General features: G+C 58.5%; 21 protein-coding genes. 8 read left to right on the top strand and 13 right to left on the bottom strand.

Going from position 1 to position 18,106, the window contains the following annotated elements:
- Positions 1-107: 107 nt before the first annotated feature.
- The 10 genes from ACYX4K_RS02270 to ACYX4K_RS02315 all read right to left on the bottom strand — a co-directional run bounded on the left by ACYX4K_RS02270 (position 108) and on the right by ACYX4K_RS02315 (position 7,661).
- Positions 108-377, bottom strand: coding sequence for an HPr family phosphocarrier protein (locus ACYX4K_RS02270; RefSeq protein ID WP_475093720.1), 270 nt, complete (start codon positions 375-377; stop codon positions 108-110).
- A gap of 53 nt (positions 378-430) precedes the next feature.
- A complete protein-coding gene (gene rapZ, locus ACYX4K_RS02275) occupies positions 431-1,318 on the bottom strand; it encodes an RNase adapter RapZ (RefSeq protein ID WP_475093719.1) in 888 nt (295 codons plus the stop codon).
- Between the two features lie 117 nt (positions 1,319-1,435).
- On the bottom strand, positions 1,436-1,897 hold the full coding sequence (gene ptsN, locus ACYX4K_RS02280) for a PTS IIA-like nitrogen regulatory protein PtsN (RefSeq protein ID WP_475093718.1): 462 nt from the start codon (positions 1,895-1,897) through the stop codon (positions 1,436-1,438).
- Positions 1,898-1,951: 54 nt separating this feature from the next.
- Positions 1,952-2,245: a ribosome hibernation-promoting factor, HPF/YfiA family gene (gene hpf, locus ACYX4K_RS02285; protein ID WP_475093717.1), complete on the bottom strand. Its 294-nt coding sequence runs from the start codon at positions 2,243-2,245 to the stop codon at positions 1,952-1,954.
- A gap of 198 nt (positions 2,246-2,443) precedes the next feature.
- On the bottom strand, positions 2,444-3,904 hold the full coding sequence (locus ACYX4K_RS02290) for an RNA polymerase factor sigma-54 (protein WP_475093716.1): 1,461 nt from the start codon (positions 3,902-3,904) through the stop codon (positions 2,444-2,446).
- 229 nt (positions 3,905-4,133) lie between these two features.
- On the bottom strand, positions 4,134-4,859 hold the full coding sequence (gene lptB / locus ACYX4K_RS02295) for an LPS export ABC transporter ATP-binding protein (RefSeq protein ID WP_475093715.1): 726 nt from the start codon (positions 4,857-4,859) through the stop codon (positions 4,134-4,136).
- A gap of 97 nt (positions 4,860-4,956) precedes the next feature.
- The gene (lptA, locus tag ACYX4K_RS02300) at positions 4,957-5,493 is read right to left on the bottom strand and encodes a lipopolysaccharide transport periplasmic protein LptA (RefSeq protein WP_475093714.1); all 537 of its coding nucleotides are present in this window, start codon (positions 5,491-5,493) and stop codon (positions 4,957-4,959) included.
- Positions 5,480-6,043, bottom strand: a complete 564-nt coding sequence (lptC, locus tag ACYX4K_RS02305; protein ID WP_475093713.1) for an LPS export ABC transporter periplasmic protein LptC — start codon at positions 6,041-6,043, stop codon at positions 5,480-5,482. The genes lptA and lptC overlap by 14 nt, the downstream gene beginning before the upstream one ends.
- Before the next feature lie 46 nt (positions 6,044-6,089).
- Positions 6,090-6,638, bottom strand: coding sequence for a KdsC family phosphatase (locus ACYX4K_RS02310; protein ID WP_475093712.1), 549 nt, complete (start codon positions 6,636-6,638; stop codon positions 6,090-6,092).
- A 51-nt stretch (positions 6,639-6,689) separates the two neighbouring features.
- On the bottom strand, positions 6,690-7,661 hold the full coding sequence (locus ACYX4K_RS02315; protein ID WP_475093711.1) for a KpsF/GutQ family sugar-phosphate isomerase: 972 nt from the start codon (positions 7,659-7,661) through the stop codon (positions 6,690-6,692).
- A 392-nt stretch (positions 7,662-8,053) separates the two neighbouring features.
- On the opposite strand from ACYX4K_RS02315, the gene ACYX4K_RS02320 reads away from it, so the two are divergent.
- From ACYX4K_RS02320 to hisD, 5 genes are all read left to right on the top strand, one after another.
- Positions 8,054-8,647: an MlaC/ttg2D family ABC transporter substrate-binding protein gene (locus ACYX4K_RS02320; protein WP_475093710.1), complete on the top strand. Its 594-nt coding sequence runs from the start codon at positions 8,054-8,056 to the stop codon at positions 8,645-8,647.
- Positions 8,648-8,770: 123 nt separating this feature from the next.
- Complete coding sequence (locus ACYX4K_RS02325) at positions 8,771-9,004, top strand: BolA family protein (protein WP_475093709.1); 234 nt, start codon at positions 8,771-8,773, stop codon at positions 9,002-9,004.
- Positions 9,005-9,074: 70 nt separating this feature from the next.
- Entirely contained in the window at positions 9,075-10,337 is a 1,263-nt protein-coding gene (murA, locus tag ACYX4K_RS02330; RefSeq protein WP_475093708.1) for a UDP-N-acetylglucosamine 1-carboxyvinyltransferase, read from the top strand.
- A gap of 183 nt (positions 10,338-10,520) precedes the next feature.
- A complete protein-coding gene (gene hisG, locus ACYX4K_RS02335; protein ID WP_475093707.1) occupies positions 10,521-11,159 on the top strand; it encodes an ATP phosphoribosyltransferase in 639 nt (212 codons plus the stop codon).
- Positions 11,160-11,164: 5 nt separating this feature from the next.
- Positions 11,165-12,481 (top strand): histidinol dehydrogenase, encoded by a 1,317-nt coding sequence (gene hisD / locus ACYX4K_RS02340; protein WP_475093706.1) that lies wholly within the window; start codon positions 11,165-11,167, stop codon positions 12,479-12,481.
- Positions 12,482-12,523: 42 nt separating this feature from the next.
- On the opposite strand, the gene ACYX4K_RS02345 is transcribed toward hisD, so the two are convergent.
- Both ACYX4K_RS02345 and ACYX4K_RS02350 read right to left on the bottom strand, forming a co-directional pair.
- Positions 12,524-13,012 (bottom strand): nuclear transport factor 2 family protein, encoded by a 489-nt coding sequence (locus ACYX4K_RS02345; RefSeq protein ID WP_475093705.1) that lies wholly within the window; start codon positions 13,010-13,012, stop codon positions 12,524-12,526.
- 44 nt (positions 13,013-13,056) lie between these two features.
- On the bottom strand, positions 13,057-14,223 hold the full coding sequence (locus tag ACYX4K_RS02350) for a S1C family serine protease (RefSeq protein WP_475093704.1): 1,167 nt from the start codon (positions 14,221-14,223) through the stop codon (positions 13,057-13,059).
- A 170-nt stretch (positions 14,224-14,393) separates the two neighbouring features.
- Between ACYX4K_RS02350 and sat the strand changes: the two genes are divergently transcribed.
- Positions 14,394-15,584: a sulfate adenylyltransferase gene (gene sat / locus ACYX4K_RS02355; RefSeq protein WP_475093703.1), complete on the top strand. Its 1,191-nt coding sequence runs from the start codon at positions 14,394-14,396 to the stop codon at positions 15,582-15,584.
- A gap of 115 nt (positions 15,585-15,699) precedes the next feature.
- Here the strand turns inward: sat and ACYX4K_RS02360 are convergent, their stop codons facing one another.
- On the bottom strand, positions 15,700-16,170 hold the full coding sequence (locus ACYX4K_RS02360; RefSeq protein ID WP_475093702.1) for a Z-ring associated ZapG family protein: 471 nt from the start codon (positions 16,168-16,170) through the stop codon (positions 15,700-15,702).
- A 264-nt stretch (positions 16,171-16,434) separates the two neighbouring features.
- On the opposite strand from ACYX4K_RS02360, the gene zapE reads away from it, so the two are divergent.
- On the top strand, positions 16,435-17,541 hold the full coding sequence (gene zapE / locus ACYX4K_RS02365; RefSeq protein ID WP_476178757.1) for a cell division protein ZapE: 1,107 nt from the start codon (positions 16,435-16,437) through the stop codon (positions 17,539-17,541).
- Between the two features lie 136 nt (positions 17,542-17,677).
- The gene (gene rplM, locus ACYX4K_RS02370) at positions 17,678-18,106 is read left to right on the top strand and encodes a 50S ribosomal protein L13 (protein ID WP_475093701.1); all 429 of its coding nucleotides are present in this window, start codon (positions 17,678-17,680) and stop codon (positions 18,104-18,106) included.

An 18,106-nucleotide genomic window follows, 5' to 3' on the forward strand; every position in this document is an offset into this window, starting at 1 on the left:
GGTCCTGGTGTTCGGTGGAGGGGCGGGTGCCGGCATTATAGTGCTAAACCGGGAGTTGGCAGCTTGTTTGTCTTTCCGGCTATCTGTTCAGTCCACTGTGCTGGGCTCTATTCACCCTCACCGAAGCGATCATTGATCAGTGCGCAAATAGCTTCGTGGGCAGCGTCCTCATCGCGCCCGGCCACTTCGAGTTCGAGCTCTACACCCTTGCCGGCGGCCAGTAACATCAAAGCCATCACGCTCTTACCGTCCACGGCTTTTCCCTGGCAGTGCACTTTCACATCGGAGGAAAAGCGCGCACTGGTCTGGGCAAATTTGCTGGCCGCGCGCGCGTGAAGTCCGAGTTTATTGATGATGGTGATACGACTTTTCTGCATTGGCGATGATCTTTCCGTGCGGTTTTTTACCGTCGAGCAGTCTGGCGAGAGGCTCAACCGTGGTTTTTCTGTTGTTCCCGATGGCGGATCTGAATGTTTTCAAATGTACTGGCAAAGTGCTTGGCCAGTTGTTCCACCATGTATACCGAGCGGTGGCGGCCACCGGTGCAGCCGATGGACACCGAGGTATAGCTGCGGTTGCTCTGCTGGTATGAGGGCAGCCAGCGCTCCAGGAATGCGGTGATATCCCGCTGCATGTCCTGGGTTTCCTGGTGTGAGCGGAGGAAGTCCGCTACTTCCGGGTCCATCCCGGTTTTTTCTCGCAGCTCCGCTACCCAGTACGGATTGGGCAGGCAGCGCAGGTCAAACACCAGGTCTGCGTCTACCGGCACGCCGTGCTTAAAGCCGAAAGACTGGAATAGCACCGCCATACCCGGTGAGTCTTTGCCGACCACCCGGGTTTTAATCTGGTCGCGCAGTTGGTGCAGGCTAAGGCTGCTGGTATCGATCACCAGGTCGGCCATGGAGGCCAGTGGCGCCAGGATTTCTTTCTCCCGGTTGAGGGCTTCCAACAGGTGGGTTCGGCTGTCGCTCAGGGGGTGCTTGCGTCGGGTCTCGCTGAAGCGTTGAACCAGCACCGGAGAGCGTGCATCCAGATAGACAACGTCGCATTCAACACCGCTCTCGCGCAGGTCATGAATGACCTGGGGTGCCTGGCGCACATCCTGCCACAGGTTGCGGGCGTCGATGCCCAGGGCAAGTTGGGTGTTTTCATGGTGGCCCGGAGCAGTCTGTGGTGATTGCTCGCTTACCCGGCGTACCAATTCTGGCAGCAGGCTCGCGGGCAGGTTATCGATGCAGTTGAAGCCTACGTCTTCCAGTAGCTGCAGGGCAGAACTTTTTCCTGAGCCGGAACGGCCGCTGATGATGACCAATCGCATTGCACTCGCGCTCCTTGCCAATTGAGCAGGCCCTAATTATTCGTCGGGCCAGTATAAAGCAGTCACCCCGATCCGCGGGGTCGAAAGCTGCGCCATTGAGCGCTAGCTCAATAAAAATCAGGCCGCCGCTGCGCTGTTAATGGCCAGTGCGTAGAGGTCATCGCTGGTAGTGGCCTGGCGCAGCTTTTCACGTACACGGCTGTCACTGAACAGGGCGGCAATTTCCGCCAGGGTATCCAGGTGCTCCTGGTCGGAATCCTCCGGTACCAGCAGGGCGAAAAGCAGATCCACCGGCTGACGGTCGATGGCGTCAAAATCTACAGCTGGAGAGGTGGTGCAAAGGACACCGATGGGCTTCTCACAGCCAGGCAGACGGCAGTGTGGAATGGCGACACCTTCACCAATGCCGGTAGAACCCAGGCGCTCCCGGGCTACCAGCTGGTTGAACACTGTGTCGGTGTCCAGGTCGGGGTATAGTTCGGAGATCGCCTGGGCGATATTGAGCAACAGCTTTTTCTTGCTACTCCCCGCCAGGTGGCAAAGGCTCAGGCGGGGAGAGAGTAATGCTTCCAATGTCATAACGTGCAGATGATCTAGCGGTGCGAATCAACCGTTGACTCGTAATGATGGAGCCTAGCGGTGACCGCGTAACTTCTCTTTGTGTTTCAACAGCTGTCGGTCGAGTTTGTCGGTCAGCGAATCAATCGCCGCGTACATATCCTCTGACTCCGAATCGGCAAAAATATCCTTGTTGCCGCTCACGTGAATCCGCGCTTCGGCTTTCTGGACTAGTTTGTCGACGGACAGGGTGACCTGGGTTGTGGTGATCAGGTCATTGTGGCGGGAGAGCTTGTCCAGTTTGGTCAGGCAGTAATCGCGAATGGCCGGAGTAACGTCTACATGGTGGCCACTGATATTGATCTGCATGGATTTCTCCTCATCGAGTACAACACAATCTGGCTGCACCCCCGCACAGGGCGGCAACCCTACTAGGAAGTGCGTCAGAATGGAAGGATACACTCGCTGTCAGGCTATTGGTTGCCCAGAAAATAGCCGCCGAGGCCAAGTGTAGGTGGAATTGGGGGGAAGGCACGACGGGTTTGGGTAAAAGTGTGACCCTGCGGCCTACACCAGTCGCTTTCTTTCGCTTGAGGAGGGGATGCCCATGGACTCCCGGTATTTCGCTACAGTGCGTCGCGCCACCTTGATCCCCTGGGCGTCGAGCTCCTGGGTGATCTTGTTGTCAGACAGCGGTTTGCGCGGCTGCTCGCCATCGATCAGCTTGCGGATCAGCGCCCGGATGGCAGTGGAGGAAGCATCTTCTCCGGAGTCGGTGCTGACATGGCTGGAGAAAAAGTACTTGAGTTCGAATACGCCGCGAGGCGTGAGCATGTACTTCTGGGTGGTGACCCGGGAAATAGTGGACTCGTGCATGCCGATGGTTTCGGCAATATTCGCCAGCACCATGGGTTTCATGGCTTCCGGCCCCTGCTCGAAAAATCCCTGCTGCTTTTCCACAATGCTGCTGGCGACCTTGAGGAGCGTTTCGTGGCGGCTTTGCAGGCTTTTCAGGAACCAGCGCGCTTCCTGCAGGTTGTCGCGCAGATAGTTGTTTTCACTGGAGTTGTCTGCACGCTTGATCATTGCCGCGTAGGCGTTATTGATGCGCAGCTTGGGCGTGGTTTCCGGGTTTAGTTCCACGACCCAGCGGTCTTGCTTGCGGCTGACGATGACGTCGGGCACCACATACTGGGGCTCCTCGCCACCGAAGGCCTCACCGGGGTAGGGCGTGAGCGTCTGGATCAGCCGCATGACATCGCCCAGTTGCGCTTCGCTGAGGCGGGTGCGGCGGCTCAATTGGCGAAAGTCCCGTTTTCCCAGCAGGTCCAGGTGCTGGCTCACCACGGCTACGGCCTGAGAAAGCCAGGGGGTTTGGTCCGGCAGCTGGCGCAGTTGCAGCAGCAGGCTTTCGCGCAGATCGCGCGCGCCACAGCCCGCCGGCTCCAGCTGCTGGATGGTCTTCAATACGGCCATGACCTCATCGACGTCCAGCTCCATGGACTCCGCCAGCTCTTCAATGGGGGTACCCAGGAAGCCGTTGGGAGCGATGGCGTCGATCAGCGTTTCGCCGATCAGCTTGTCTTCGATAGAGAGTGGGGTGAGGTTGAGTTGCCACTGCAGGTGATCCTGCAGGCTTTCCGAGGCCGCGCTGCGCTGCTCGAGCGCGAAATCTTCGCCCTCGCCGCCACTGTGGCTGCCGCTTGAATAGATGTCGTCCCAGCGCGTATCTACCGGCAGGTCATCTGGAATATCGTTGGTCCAGTCGCCGTCTGCGGAGGACTCGGCCTGGGTTTCCGCGGCTCGCTCAGAGGCTTCTTCCTTGCGCTCTGCGGGAGTGTTCTGGTCCTGGAGTGATTCTCCGGCGTGCTCGTCGAAGTCCGACTCCAGCAGCGGGTTGCTGTCCAGGGCGGATTGAATTTCCTGTTGCAGGTCCAGCGTCGACAGCTGCAGCAGGCGGATGGCCTGTTGCAGCTGTGGCGTCATTGTCAGCTGAGTGCCGAGTTTTAACTGGAGTGACTGCTTCATAGGGGTGTGCCGGCAGAAAAATCTGGCGTGAATCCGCTGCGGAGAATTTTATGTTTCCGGCGGCGGGGTAAAGCTCATTTCATGCAGACTACCCCGGGGCGGGGCGGAAGACAAGAGGGCGGTTAAGCAATAAGTGTGCCGAAAAAATGATGGCATTTGGTCACAGCTTAAATCCTGTGACCAATGTCTTCGAGTTGGCGTGAAATAGGGAGGTCTTTCCCTCTGTGAACTAGATGGTGAACTCGTGTCCTAAGTAGACGTCTTTCACCTGTTTGTTTTCGGCCACGTCGCGGGGGTCGCCAGAGGCGATAATGTGGCCTTCGCTGACGATAAACGCGGTCTCACAGATGTCCAGGGTCTCGCGAACGTTGTGGTCGGTGATCAGAACGCCGATTCCGCGGTCTTTCAAGTGGCGGATGATCTGCTTGATATCGTTGACGGAAATGGGATCGACACCGGCGAATGGCTCGTCCAGCAATACGAATGCGGGGTTGGTTGCCAGGGCGCGGGCAATCTCCACTCGCCGCCGCTCACCACCTGATAGGGCCATACCCAGGCTTTCGCGGATATGGGTGATGTGGAACTCTTCCAGGAGGGCTTCCAGCTGCTCCTTGCGCTGGGCATTGTTCAGGTCTTTGCGAGTCTGCAGGATCGCGAGGATATTGTCCTGCACCGAGAGGCGGCGGAAAACGGAGGCTTCCTGAGGCAGGTAACCAATGCCTTTGCGCGCGCGGCCATGCATGGACAGGCCGGTGATATCTTCATCGTCGATCAATACCTGGCCAGCATCCGCCTGCACCAGACCGGCGATCATATAGAAGCAGGTGGTTTTACCCGCGCCGTTGGGTCCCAGCAGGCCGACGACCTGGCCGCTGGATACGCTCACGGAGACATCCTGAACGACTTTGCGCTTTTTGTACTGCTTGGCGAGATGGAGCGCCTTGAGCGTTGGCATTATTCAATTCCGGCTGGGGCGGCACCTGGCCGCACTCAATAAATCTGCGTGTTGCGTTGGCGGTAATGGCTCAATGCCGTTACTCGCTAAAGTCTCATTACTGTCCGTCGGTGTCCCCGGACTGCCCTTCGGGCTTCCAGATCATTTCCACGCGCTTTTTCTCTGACTGGCCGCGGGCCTTCATCTGCTCACTGTTCAGGTCGTAATCGATGCGTTCGGCGGTCAGGGTGTTGCCGTCGCGGTCGACAAACGCCTCTCCGGTAAGTTGCAGGGCGTCATTGGCCACCAGGAATTCGATGCGCGCAGCGCGGGCCTTGACCGGCGTGGTGCTTTCTTCGACCTGTTGCTGGAAGTGCGCTGGCGTGCCGGTGGCGATGACCTTGTTGATCTCTCCCTTGCTGTTGCCGTGCACTTCAACCCGGTCGGCACGAATCTGCAGGGAGCCCTGGCTGATTACAACATTGCCGCTGTAGACCGACAGGTTCTTGCTGCGGTTCGCTTCCAGGTTGTCTGCAGAAACCTTGACCGGCTGCTGGCGGTCGTCGGGCAAGGCGACGGCCTGGATGCCGGGCAGTGCGCAGGCGAGTGCCAGTGCCAAAGTGGTCAGGCGGCGGCGTAAGTCAGCGAAGTTCATAGCGGCTTTCCACATCGGACAGTATTTCTACCTTGTCTTTTTTTAGATCGGCGCGCAGGCCCTTGCCGGTGGTGAGGTTGAGGCCATCGGTGATGGTAACAACTTTGTCCGTTTCGGCGAATTCCTCGCGGGGTTTGATGACAATTTTCGGCGTGCGCAGCGTAATGCCGGGTTGGGGCAGCTCCATAACCGAGACATCGCCCTCCAGAACCACCTTTTGCCCGTTGTCATAAGCCACGCCGGTACGGGACTCCGTGCGCCACTTGGTGTCATCGCCCTGGTAAAACATCATCCGCGGCTCGGTAAGGTCAGCTCGGTCGCGGCGGGCAAACTGGAAAAAAGTAATACGTTTGGCGTCTACTTCGTAGGCCAGGTCGCCCTCGACCCCGTAATGCCGTGTGCGCGCATCGCGAATGATCAGATCGGCAGCGCGGTTGTACTCTTGCTGAGTTGGGCGCTTGCCCAGCAGTTGTTCGGGCGGACTTTCGGTGAACCATAGCCCGAGGGAGATCAGTGCAACTACGATCACCAGGGGAAGCCAGGTGCGCATCCGATATTTCTTCCTTTTTCCTGTGTCAGGTTTTAACGCAATTCAATTACTGCGCTATATAAGGAGCCAGCGCTGCGTCGAAGGTTCCCTGGGCACGCATAATGCGATCGCAAACCTCTCGCACCGCGCCCAGGCCGCCGCTGCGTTCGGTGGTGAACAGGGCGCGTTCCTGTACCGGTGAAGCCGCGTTGGGAACCGCGATCGGGCAGCCCACGCGGGTCATCAGTTGCAGATCAGGATAGTCGTCGCCGACATAGGCGATGTGTTCCAGATCGTATGGCTCGCCCGCGAAAAGCTCGAGAAAGGCGCTGTATTTGTCTTCACGGCCCTGAATCAGGCGGGTGATACCCAGGTCGTGCGCACGTTTTTCAACCAGGGCGCTGCGCCGGCCGGTGATGATAGCAACCGCGACGCCAGACTGCTGCAGCATTTTAATACCGTGGCCGTCCAGGGTGTGGAAGGTTTTCTGCTCGTTGCCCTGGTTGTCGAAGTACAGGCGGCCATCGGTGAGCACTCCGTCCACGTCGAGAATCAGGTGACGTACTTTGCTCAGCTTTTCCTGAATCTGTTGCTCGCTGGCGTGTGAATGACTCACGTGGTGTTCCTTTAGGTTGTGTGGTCCTGGTTACGGCGCGGGCGGTTGTGCTCAGATGACGCCGGCCCGCAGTATGTCGTGCATATGCAGCAGACCTATCGGGTGGTGCTCGGGGTCTTCCACAACCAGTGCGGTGATTTTGTTGTCTTCCATAATGCGCAGGGCTTCTGCGGCCAGAGTGTGCGCGCTAACTGTTTTCGGGCGGCGGCTCATCACCTGCTCCATTGTGGCGGTATCCATCTCCAGCTTCTGGTCGATCACCCGGCGCAGGTCGCCGTCGGTAAACACGCCGAGCAGGTGTCCGCTGCCGTCGACCACAGTGGTCATGCCGAAGCCCTTGCTGGTCATTTCAAGGAGTGCCTTCGACAGTGGTGTTGCCGGCGATACCTGCGGCAATTCTTCGCCGGCGTGCATTACGTCTTCGACCTTGAGCAGTAATTGGCGGCCGAGGGCGCCCCCCGGGTGCGAGAAGGCGAAATCTTCCGCGGTAAAGCCGCGGGCTTCCAGCAGGGCGACCGCGAGAGCATCCCCCATGACCAGGGTAACGGTGGTCGATGAAGTAGGTGCCAGGTTTAGCGGGCAGGCCTCGGTATCCACCGCAATATCCAGATTGACGTCGGCGGACTGGGCCAGAGGGGAGTCCGGCTTACCGGTCATGCTGACTAGCGGAATACCCAGCCTTTTCAGCAGCGGCAGCAGGGTCAGAACTTCCGCAGAGGAGCCCGAGTTGGAGATGGCGATTACCAGGTCCTGGCGGGTAATCATGCCGAGATCGCCGTGACTGGCCTCTCCGGGGTGAACGAAGAAGCTCGGTGTGCCTGTGCTGGCCAAAGTAGCTGCGATCTTGCGGCCAATATGGCCGGACTTGCCCATGCCGGACACAATCACGCGCCCAGGGCAGGCGAGGATCAGCTCGCAAGCCCTGTGAAAATCATCGCCGATGCGGGATTCCAGTGCCGCCACTGCGGCAGTTTCCATGGAGATGGTGCGGCGTCCGGCCTGGATAATCAGATCTTTACCCATCGTATGTCTCGCTTTTACTCCGCAGCTTTGGCTCGCGTGCAGCCACTTGCAAGGAGGATAGAGGTGCTAACCTATCTATATTGGTCCAAAAAACGGCGCCTCGAGGCAAAGTGATCCAAAGCCGCTTGTCCGGAGGGCCGCCATGGTATAGTTTGCCGCCGCTATTGTCAGCTGTGGAGGCCGGGCGAAGTGACCGTTGTCCTTTCCGCAACCGCCAGCATGATTTTTTCGGCGACTCACGACACTTTTTGACACTGTGGGTATCCAAGGGACGAATTGCCAATGGGAGATAATCTGTGAGCGCACTCACCTCTAGTTTCACCTCAATTTATAGTGCCGGGCAAACCCGGGGCTCTGCGGCAGTCCAAGTGGCGCGCAAGCTCGGGTTGTGGATGGCAGCCGTAATGCTTTGCGTGCTGGCTCCGCTTGCTTCAGCAGCGCAAAACCCCTATTCGCTCATTGAGGGGGTTTCCGGGCAGTTGCTGAACGTAATCCGCACGGAAGGCAAGAACCTGAATTCAAATCCTCAGCGTTACTACTCCGCTGTCGATCGCGTGCTTGAGCCCGTAGTGGATTTCAATTTTATCGCGCGCGGTGTGATGGGGGGGCATGCCAAGCAGGCGACGCCAGCGCAGCGAGCGAAGTTTGCCAGTACTTTCCGGCGCGACCTGGTGGCAACCTTTGCCCGCGGCGTGGCGACCTTTGGCAATCTGGATGTCAAAGTAATCAATCCCGGCTCCGCCCCGAGCGGGAATCGCGTCAACGTATTGCAGGAAGTGCGTAGTAAGGAAGGTTTGACCAAAGTTTCCTACACTCTGGTGCGCAATCGCAGTGGTCAGTGGAAACTGATCAACGTGATCCTGAACGGTGTTAATCTGGGCAAAACCTTCCGCGGACAATTTTCTCAGGCCATGCAGGCTAATAATGGCGATATCGACAAAGTGATCGCTGGCTGGTCTGCGGCGGACAAAGTTGCCGGCAATTGATCGGCATGAGAGATTCGAACGAAAATTTGTGCGCCGGTGCGCAGCGGCGGTGATGCGGCTGCGCAGCGGTGGCGATTCCAGTACACTTGCGCGCTCTTTTTTAGCCGATAAGTAGTCCTACCTATGCAACCAGATCAGATCAAGTCCCTGATTGAAGGGCAAATTCCTGGAAGTCAGGTTGAAGTGGCCTTCGAAGGCAGTCACCTGCAGCTCACCGTTATCAGCGATGCGTTCAACGGTCTCAGCCGCCTGAAGAAGCAGCAGCTGGTGTACGGCGCGCTATCCGACAAAATTGCCGATGGCACCCTGCACGCGGTGCAGATGAAAACCCTGACTCCGGAAGAAGTCGGCCAGTAACGCCCAGCCTTGCTCTGCAGTACTACGCTGTGGTGGTCGAGATTTTTGTACCGCTTGGAAACCAGACCGAATGGATAAACTGATTATCGAAGGGGGCAGCCCCATTTCCGGAACCCTGAAAATTTCCGGAGCCAAGAATTCCGCACTGCCGATTCTGGCGGCGGCGCTGTTGGCGGACGGCCCTGTGCAGATCCACAACCTGCCGCACCTCAACGATATCACTACCATGATCACCCTGTTGCGGTGCATGGGAACCGAAATCACAATTGACGAAAAATTGGGTGTGGAAATTGATCCGCGCTCGGTGAACGAGCTGACCGCGCCCTACGAGCTGGTGAAAACCATGCGCGCGTCGATCCTGGTGCTCGGCCCACTGCTGGCGCGCCACGGCGTTGCCAATGTGTCCTTCCCTGGTGGCTGTGCCATCGGTAGCCGTCCGGTGGATATCCACCTGAAAGGGCTGGAGGCGATGGGCGCCGAGATCACCATCGACGAAGGATTTATTCGCGCACGCAGTAATGGCCGCCTGAAGGGCGCCGATATCGTGATGGAAAAGGTCACCGTTGGCGGTACCGAAAACCTGCTGATGGCGGCGGTGCTCGCAGAGGGCGCTACGGTTCTGCACAACGCCGCGCGCGAACCGGAAATTGTCGACCTGGCGGACTTCCTGATCGCCATGGGGGCCGAGATTGAAGGCGCCGGCACGGACACCATTCGCGTGCAGGGGGTTTCGCGCCTGCACCCGTGTACTTATTCCGTGATGCCGGATCGCATCGAAACGGGCACATTTCTCGCGGCCGCGGCTGCTGCCCGCGGTAAAGTGCGCCTGACCCACACCCGCGCGGATATTCTTGATGCGGTGCTGGTGAAGTTTGAAGAGGCCGGTGCGCACCTGAGTGTTGGTGATGACTGGATTGAACTGGATATGAAGGGCAATCGCCCCAAGGCGGTGAGCTTCCGCACTGCGCCGTACCCGGCGTTCCCCACCGATATGCAGTCACAATTTACCACCATGAACGCGGTGTCTGAGGGCACCGGTACCGTGGTGGAAACCATCTTCGAGAATCGCCTGATTCAGGTGCACGAGCTCAACCGTATGGGTGCGAACATCGTGCTAGAGGGGAATACTGCAATCGTGACCGGTGTGGAGAGGTTGAAAGGTGCACCGGTGATGGCTTCTGACCTGCGCGCATCCGCCGGCCTGGTGATTGCGGGCATGGTGGCCGAAGGCACTACCATCGTGGATCGCATCTACCATATCGACCGCGGTTACGAATGTATTGAGGAGAAGCTGCAACAACTGGGTGCGAATATTCGCCGCGTACCCGGCTGATCGCCTCTTTTTTCTCTTTGTTCAAATAGCGGAAGCGGGCGGTCGCCCGTTTCCTTCTAGCGCTATTCTAGTTATGTATTGGCATGGCTCGACAAGAGTCGATAAGCTCCCCGGGGATTTTGGGGGTATTGCCCATACATTTTGGCCCGCGGAGACCGGGCGAATCACACAATCATAAACGCTATGCAGATCACTATTGCCCTGACCAAGGGACGAATTCTCAAGGAAACCCTGCCGTTACTGGCGGCCGCAGGCCTGGAGCCGGCGGAAGATATCGCCAAGAGCCGCAAGCTGATTTTCCCCACCAACCAGGAAAATGTGCGCCTGCTGATCCTGCGCGGATCGGATGTGCCGACCTATGTGCAGCATGGCGCTGCCGATATGGGCGTGGCCGGCAAGGACAACCTGCTGGAACACGACGACAGCAATCTCTACGAGCCCCTGGATCTGAACATTGCCCGCTGTCGCCTGATGACGGCTGGCATCAAGGGCGCGCCGCTGCCCAGCGGCCGTATCAAGGTGGCGACCAAGTTTGTGCAGTCTGCCAAACGCTATTACGCTGCCCAGGGTCGCCAGGCCGACATCATCAAACTGTACGGCGCGATGGAGTTGGCGCCACTGATGGATCTGGCGGATGAGATTGTGGATATCGTGGATACCGGCAACACCCTGAAGGCCAATGGCCTTGAAGCGCGGGATCAGATCGCCGATATCAGCAGCCGCCTGATCGTCAACAAGGCGTCCATGAAAATGAAATACGGCCCGATCAATGCTCTGATCCAACAGTTGGCCGAAGCGGTGCATGCACGGAGTGCCGGGTAAATTCCATGAGTGATTTTTCCGTACGTCGGCTGGATGCCGGCAATTCAGAGTTCTCAAGCCAGCTCGACGCGCTGTTGGCGTGGGAGTCCGTCGCGGACACCAAGGTCGAAGCGACGGTGGCGGAAATTCTTCGGGATGTGAAATCCCGTGGTGACGCGGCGGTAATTGAATACACCAATCGCTTTGACCGCCGTCAGTTGCAGCAGACGCAGGGTTTCTGCCTGCAGGCAGAAGATCTGCAGGCGGCGCTGGAGCGAATTCCTGCGGACAAGCGCGCGGCCCTGGAAGCGGCCGCCGAGCGTGTGCGCGCCTATCACGAGCACCAGCTGCAATCTTCCTGGCAGTATCAGGAAGCCGATGGCACAGTGCTGGGCCAGCAGATTACCGCCATGGAGCGCGTGGGTATCTACGTGCCTGGCGGCAAGGCCAGCTATCCCTCCTCGGTTCTGATGAACGCCATTCCCGCGCGGGTTGCCGGCGTGGATGAGGTGCTGATGGTGGTACCGGCGCCGGACAACCAGCTCAGCGATCTGGTGTTGGCGGCAGCCGCTATTGCCGGTGTGGATAAAGTCTTCACCATTGGTGGCGCCCAGGCTGTGGCAGCCCTTGCCTACGGAACCGAGACCATCGCCCGCGTCGACAAGATTGTTGGCCCGGGAAATATCTTCGTGGCTTCCGCCAAGCGCGCGGTGTTCGGTCAGGTGGCGATCGATATGATTGCCGGGCCCTCGGAGATTCTGGTGATCTGCGACGGCAAAACCGATCCGGACTGGATTGCCATGGATCTGCTTTCCCAGGCGGAGCACGACGAACAGGCCCAGTCGATCCTGTTGAGCCCGGATGCAGCGTTTCTCGATGCGGTGGAAGCGTCACTGCAGAAGCTGCTTGCGGACCTGCCCCGGGAAGCCATTGCCAGTCGTTCAATCGCCGACCGCGGTGCCTTGATTCTGGTCAGCGATATTGCCGAAGCGATCGCAGTGTCCAACCAGATTGCCCCGGAGCACCTGGAGGTCTCTGTGGATAACCCGGAGCAGTATCTGCCGCAGATCCGCCACGCCGGTGCCATCTTCCTTGGTCGCTATACCGCGGAAGCGCTGGGTGACTACTGCGCGGGACCGAATCACGTGCTGCCTACCAGCGGTACTGCGCGCTTCTCTTCCCCGCTTGGGGTCTACGATTTCCAGAAGCGCAGCTCGATTATTTTCTGTTCGCCGGAAGGTGCCGATACCCTGGGGCGAGTAGCGGCTACCCTGGCAAAAGGGGAGGGCCTGGATGCCCACGCCCGCTCCGCAGAATACCGGGTGCGGCCAGACGCGGACTGATTCGCGCGGGTTGGCCGGCGCGAACGGATTCGCTTGAATTGATTAAGGGTTGGCGGGCGCTGCGGATGGGATTTTCGTGGCCTGCCAGGCCAGTGCTCGCCATTCGTTATCGCGTTTGACGAAGGTGCCGGTGTTAAAAAATTCCATCTTCTCCGCCGGCTTGTCGCTGTCCGGCGCCGGCTCTGCAATCAGCCGGAAGGCAACGATCGCGGTATCGCCGAGCACGCGGATATCGGTCTCTTCCGCGCGATAGCGCATTGGAGCAGAAGCCTCTTTCGTCTCTTCTTTTTCTTCCGCCTTTTCCATTCCCCCGACAATCGCGGATTTGCCAAAGCGCTGGCCTGACGAGCTGGTGTAGATCAGGTCGTCGGCCCAGAAACGCTGGTGCACGCGAATATCGTCGGCAGCACCAGCGAGAAACTGGTTCAGCAAATTGTTTAGTGTGTCGCGGTCATCGGCAGCAGCGTTGTGGTTGAACAGTGTCACTACCAGCAGCGCTTTCAGGCCCAGAGCTTTGAATATCGTGGTCACGTTTCCCTCCGAACTAGTGGGGCGGTCACTCTGCAATTGAATCGTCACCCTTCACCCTGTGTCTGGTTGCGCTCTGCCTGTGGCCTCTCCGAGACGGTTGCACGTGTGGCGAGCGTTTCACCGTCGCGAATATAGGTAATGGTCACCACTTCACCCGGGCGCAGGGTGGCCATCGCCGCATTGCCGTGTTTGCCGTCATTGATCGGGGTGGCATTGATGTGGGTGATTACATCGCCCGGCTTGAGCCCTGCCTGATGCGCCGGCCCTTCTTTGTAAATGGCGGTGACGATGACGCCATCCGTGGATGCCAGGTTGAATGAGCGTGCCAGCAGGGGGTTCAGGTTCTGTGCCTCAATTCCCAGCCAGCCGGGCACCACCCGGCCAAACTCGATAAGATCCTGCATGACCTTGAGGGCGATGGTGGCGGGAATCGCGAAACTGATGCCACCACTGGTACCGCTCTGATTCAATCCGGTTTGGTTCAATACCGACGTGGTGTTGATACCGAGCAGTCGACCCCGGGAGTCCACCAGCGCGCCGCCGGAGTTGCCGGGATTGATCGCCGCATCGGTCTGCAGGAAGTTTTGCAGGTAGCCACCTACGCCGGTGTTGCCCACGTCCCTCCCGGTAGCACTGATAATGCCCTGAGTTACCGTCTGTCCCACCCCAAACGGGTTGCCAATGGCCAGCACCACGTCGCCGACCTGCGCTCTATCCGGGTCTCCGACTTCAATTGCGGTAAGGCTGGGAAGGTCGATCTTCAGGACCGCCAGGTCAAAGTCTGCGTCTGATCCCACCAGTTGTGCGCGGGCTTCACGGCCGTCCGCCAGTACTACGGCAATTTGCTCTGCGCCGGAAATGACGTGAAAGTTGGTAAGGACGTACCCGGTATCGTCAACGATAACGCCAGAACCCAGGTTCTGCTGCATGCGCTCTCGTTGCAGTGGGGTCATTTTGTTCAGGTAGTAGGGGAACAGGGGGTGGCTGGCCAGCGGGTGGTTACGCAGAGCCCGCTTGCTGAATACGTTTACCACCGCGGGCCCGGCAAGATTGACTGCACTGGCATAGGAGTCTGGGGCGGTGATTACTTGAGGGGTGTCAGTTCCCGCGTTTTCGCGCAGGTGGGGGAACAGGAAAAGTAGCGCTGCCGCCATCGCCAAGCCGATCGCGGCGGGGATGGCCCAGTCTTGCAGAAATCGTTGTAATGACACCAGAGGCTCCTTGGTTTGAGGTCATTATACGTCTTTCGGTTCTTGTGTCCTCACCAGATGATCTAACCCCGGTCACGCCCGATGCTTGGTGTATGGCGGGTTATCCGTATAATGTGGCGCTTAAAATTTTCCTCAGAATCCTCATTAAAAGAACTACCGCAGGAGTGTCTATGTCCCTGGTTCGTCCACACGGCAGTGTCGAGCTGCAACCCCGCTTTGTTTACGACAGTGAGCGCCACCATCAGCTGGCCCACGAAGCGGAATCCCTGCCGTCCATCGTGGTGAGCTCTGCTGCTGCGGCCAACGCTGTAATGCTGGGTGCCGGTTATTTCAACCCGCTGCACGGCTACATGAACCTGGCGGATACCCTGAGTGTTGCGGAAACCCTGCGCACCGTAGACGGTCTGTTCTGGCCGGTCCCGGTTGTGAATATGGTGGAAGACACTTCCGCGATCGCCGGTGCCAAGCGTATTGCCCTGCGCGACCCCAATGTCGAAGGTAATCCGGTACTGGCAGTGATGGACGTCGATGCCATCGAGACCGTTTCCGACGAGCAGGTCAACACTATTGCTGAACACGTATTTGGCACACTGGACGATGCCCACCCGGGTGTGGCCACTTTCAAGGCGGCTGGCCGCCAGTTGATCTCCGGCTCTATCGAAGTACTGAACTTCAGCTATTTTCAGGCGGACTTCCCGGATACTTTCCGCACCGCGGTCGAGATCCGCAACGAGTTTGTGGAGCATGGCTGGAGCAAGGTTGTGGCCTTCCAGACCCGCAACCCCATGCACCGCGCCCACGAAGAGCTGTGCAAAATGGCCCTGGAAGCGGTGGATGCCGACGGTGTACTTATCCACATGCTGCTGGGCAAGCTGAAGCCCGGTGATATTCCCGCCCACGTGCGTGATGCATCCATCCGCAAAATGGTGGAGGAGTATTTCCCCAAGAACACCGTGATGGTGACCGGTTACGGATTCGACATGCTGTACGCCGGCCCGCGCGAAGCGGTGCTGCACGCGGTATTCCGTCAGAATTGTGGCTGTAGCCACCTGATCGTTGGTCGCGACCACGCCGGTGTGGGCGACTACTACGGTGCTTTCGATGCACAGACTATTTTCGACGAGAAGGTTCCGGAAGGTGCGCTGGAGATTCAGATTTTCCGCGCGGATCACACCGCCTACTCCAAGAAACTGAACCGCGTAGTGATGATGCGTGATGTGCCGGATCACACCAAGGATGATTTCATCCTGCTGTCTGGTACCAAGGTGCGCGAGATGCTGGGTAACGGTATTGCACCGCCTCCGGAATTTTCCCGTCCGGAAGTGGCCCAGATCCTGATGGACTACTACCAGAGTCTGTGATCAGGGGATAAGGGCGGGCCGGGTTACATCTCCGGCTTGCCACCGTAAGGCATTTGCCACAAAAAAGGCGGGGTGATAGCCCCGCCTTTTTTGTGCCTGCCCTTGGCAGAGGGAGTCAGCGGTTAACCGCGGTTTCCGACGTTGGTGCGGGGGCAGGGGCTTGCGCTTCTTTTTCCAGTCCAAATTCTTCGGACAGAGTGCCTTTGGCACCGGGCTCCTTGGGTGCCCAGTCGCGGGGAGGCAGTACGCTCAGGTTTTCATCGTTGTCGCTCAGCTGACCGCTTCCGGCTTCCAGCATCTGGCGGCCGATATCCTGGCTGGACAGGCGCATGGCGCTGTTGGCCAGGTATTCGTGTACTTCCCGATAGCTCTGGGTGAGGTTGTTCACCAGTTGCGATGTCTGGTCGAAATGTTCGTTGACCTCTTGTTGGAAGTCTTCAAGTTTACTGTTGGCTTCTTTCAGGCGCAGTTCCAGCTCCTGGGTGCGGTCAACGCCTTGGCGGCTGCGGGTGGCGAGAAAGGCGAGCAGGGCGCCGATGGCCAGGCCAACAATGCCTACCAGAATCAAAACCGAAGTTGAGTGCACGATACATTCTCCTCAAAGTAAAAGTGGCACCAGCCCATCCGTGGTGGTGACCCTATTATACGCAATTCCTCTGTAAACGCTGTGCCCGGCTTGCCGCATGGTTCACTGGTTTTGTGCCAACCCGTTTCGGATTTGGTAAAGTGCGCGCCATTCGGCCGATGGCCAATCCCTCAACGCCTGCCCGGCAGTGTCGCCATGAATTTAATGAACGGTTCCTATTAGATGGTCACGGATCAGAACCAGACTGGCTCAATTTCGGCATCGATGCCTATGTCACCCATGCAGCGCTACGAGCGGGATCTGCAGCGCCCGGATTTTGTGGAAGATCCGGCGCAGCGTGCAGCGGTGGAAGAGTTGCAGGATCTATATGGGCGACTGATTGCCGCTCAGGGGCGCGGCGGTTTGTTCGGCGGCTTGCGGCGCCTGTGGAAAAAAGAGGATACCCCGGAGAAAGGATTGTATTTCTGGGGCGGGGTCGGGCGCGGCAAGACCTACCTGATGGATGCCTTTTATGAGGCGCTGCCGTTCGAGCGCAAGCAGCGCACCCACTTTCACCGCTTTATGCGCGAAGTGCACCGCCAGCTGAAAAGTCTGGCGGGGGAGAAGAATCCCCTGGAGAAGGTGGCCGATCGCATCGCCGAGCGCGCCCGGGTTCTCTGCTTTGACGAGTTCTTCGTCTCCGATATCACCGACGCGATGATCCTCGCCAATCTGCTGGAGTCGCTGTTCGCGCGGGGTGTCACCCTGGTGGCCACATCCAACATTATTCCCGAGGGCCTATATAAGGATGGGCTGCAGCGCGCCCGCTTCCTGCCGGCCATCGATCTCCTGCTGGCCCATACCAAGGTGGTCAATGTGGATAATGGGGTCGACTACCGCCTGCGCGCCCTGGAAATGGCCGAGCTTTACCACCACCCTCTCGATGCGGAGGCCGATGCCAGTCTTGAGCGTTCCTTTAATAGCCTGATGGTGGAGGGGGCAGAGGTGCGTGAGAAGATTGCCCTGGATATCGAGGGGCGGCCGATCGTTGCTACCAGAGTGGCGGACGACGTGGCCTGGTTTGAATTTTCCGAGCTCTGCGACGGCCCCCGGTCCCAGAACGATTACATCGAGCTGGCGCGGGAATTCCACACGGTACTGCTGGCCAATGTGCCGCGTTTTGACGAGCGCACCGAGAGCCAGGCCCGCCGCTTTATCAATCTGATTGACGAGTTCTATGACCGCTGCGTCAATCTGGTGATCTCTGCGGAGGAACCGGTGGAGTCCCTGTACGGTGGTCGTCACCTGCGCTTCGAGTTTGAGCGCACCGTCAGCCGCCTGCAGGAGATGCAGTCCCGGGAGTATCTGGCGCGGCAGCACCGGGTGGATTGAGGCCTGAACGGCCGGAACGGGCTGTTCACAAGTTGCTCAATTTTGTGCTTGAAAAGCCCTTGGCGCTTATGTAGTATTCGCGCTCTTTTCGTGGGACGGCCCCCATTTCGGGAGCCATATACAGGTGTTTTATAACATGAAGACTTACAGTGCCAAGCCGGAAGCGGTTACTCGCGACTGGTTCATTGTTGACGCTGCGGACAAGACTCTCGGCCGTATTTCCGCCGAGATCGCTCACCGCCTGCGCGGCAAGCACAAGCCTGAATATACGCCCCACGTGGACACCGGTGATTACATTGTAGTAATCAACGCCGAAAAGGTCCGCGTGACCGGCAATAAGGCCAAAGCGAAGATCTACCACAGCCACTCCGGCTACCCTGGTGGTCTTAAATCCATCAGCTTTGAGAAGCTGATCGACAAGGCGCCTGAGCGCACTATCCAAAGTGCTGTGAAAGGCATGCTCCCGAAAGGCCCTCTGGGTCGCGCCATGTTCAAGAAATTGAAGGTGTACAAGGGTAGCGAACATCCTCATGCGGCCCAGCAGCCGATTGAACTGTCGATCTAA

It is taken from the genome of Microbulbifer sp. ABF4_107, assembly GCF_056312215.1.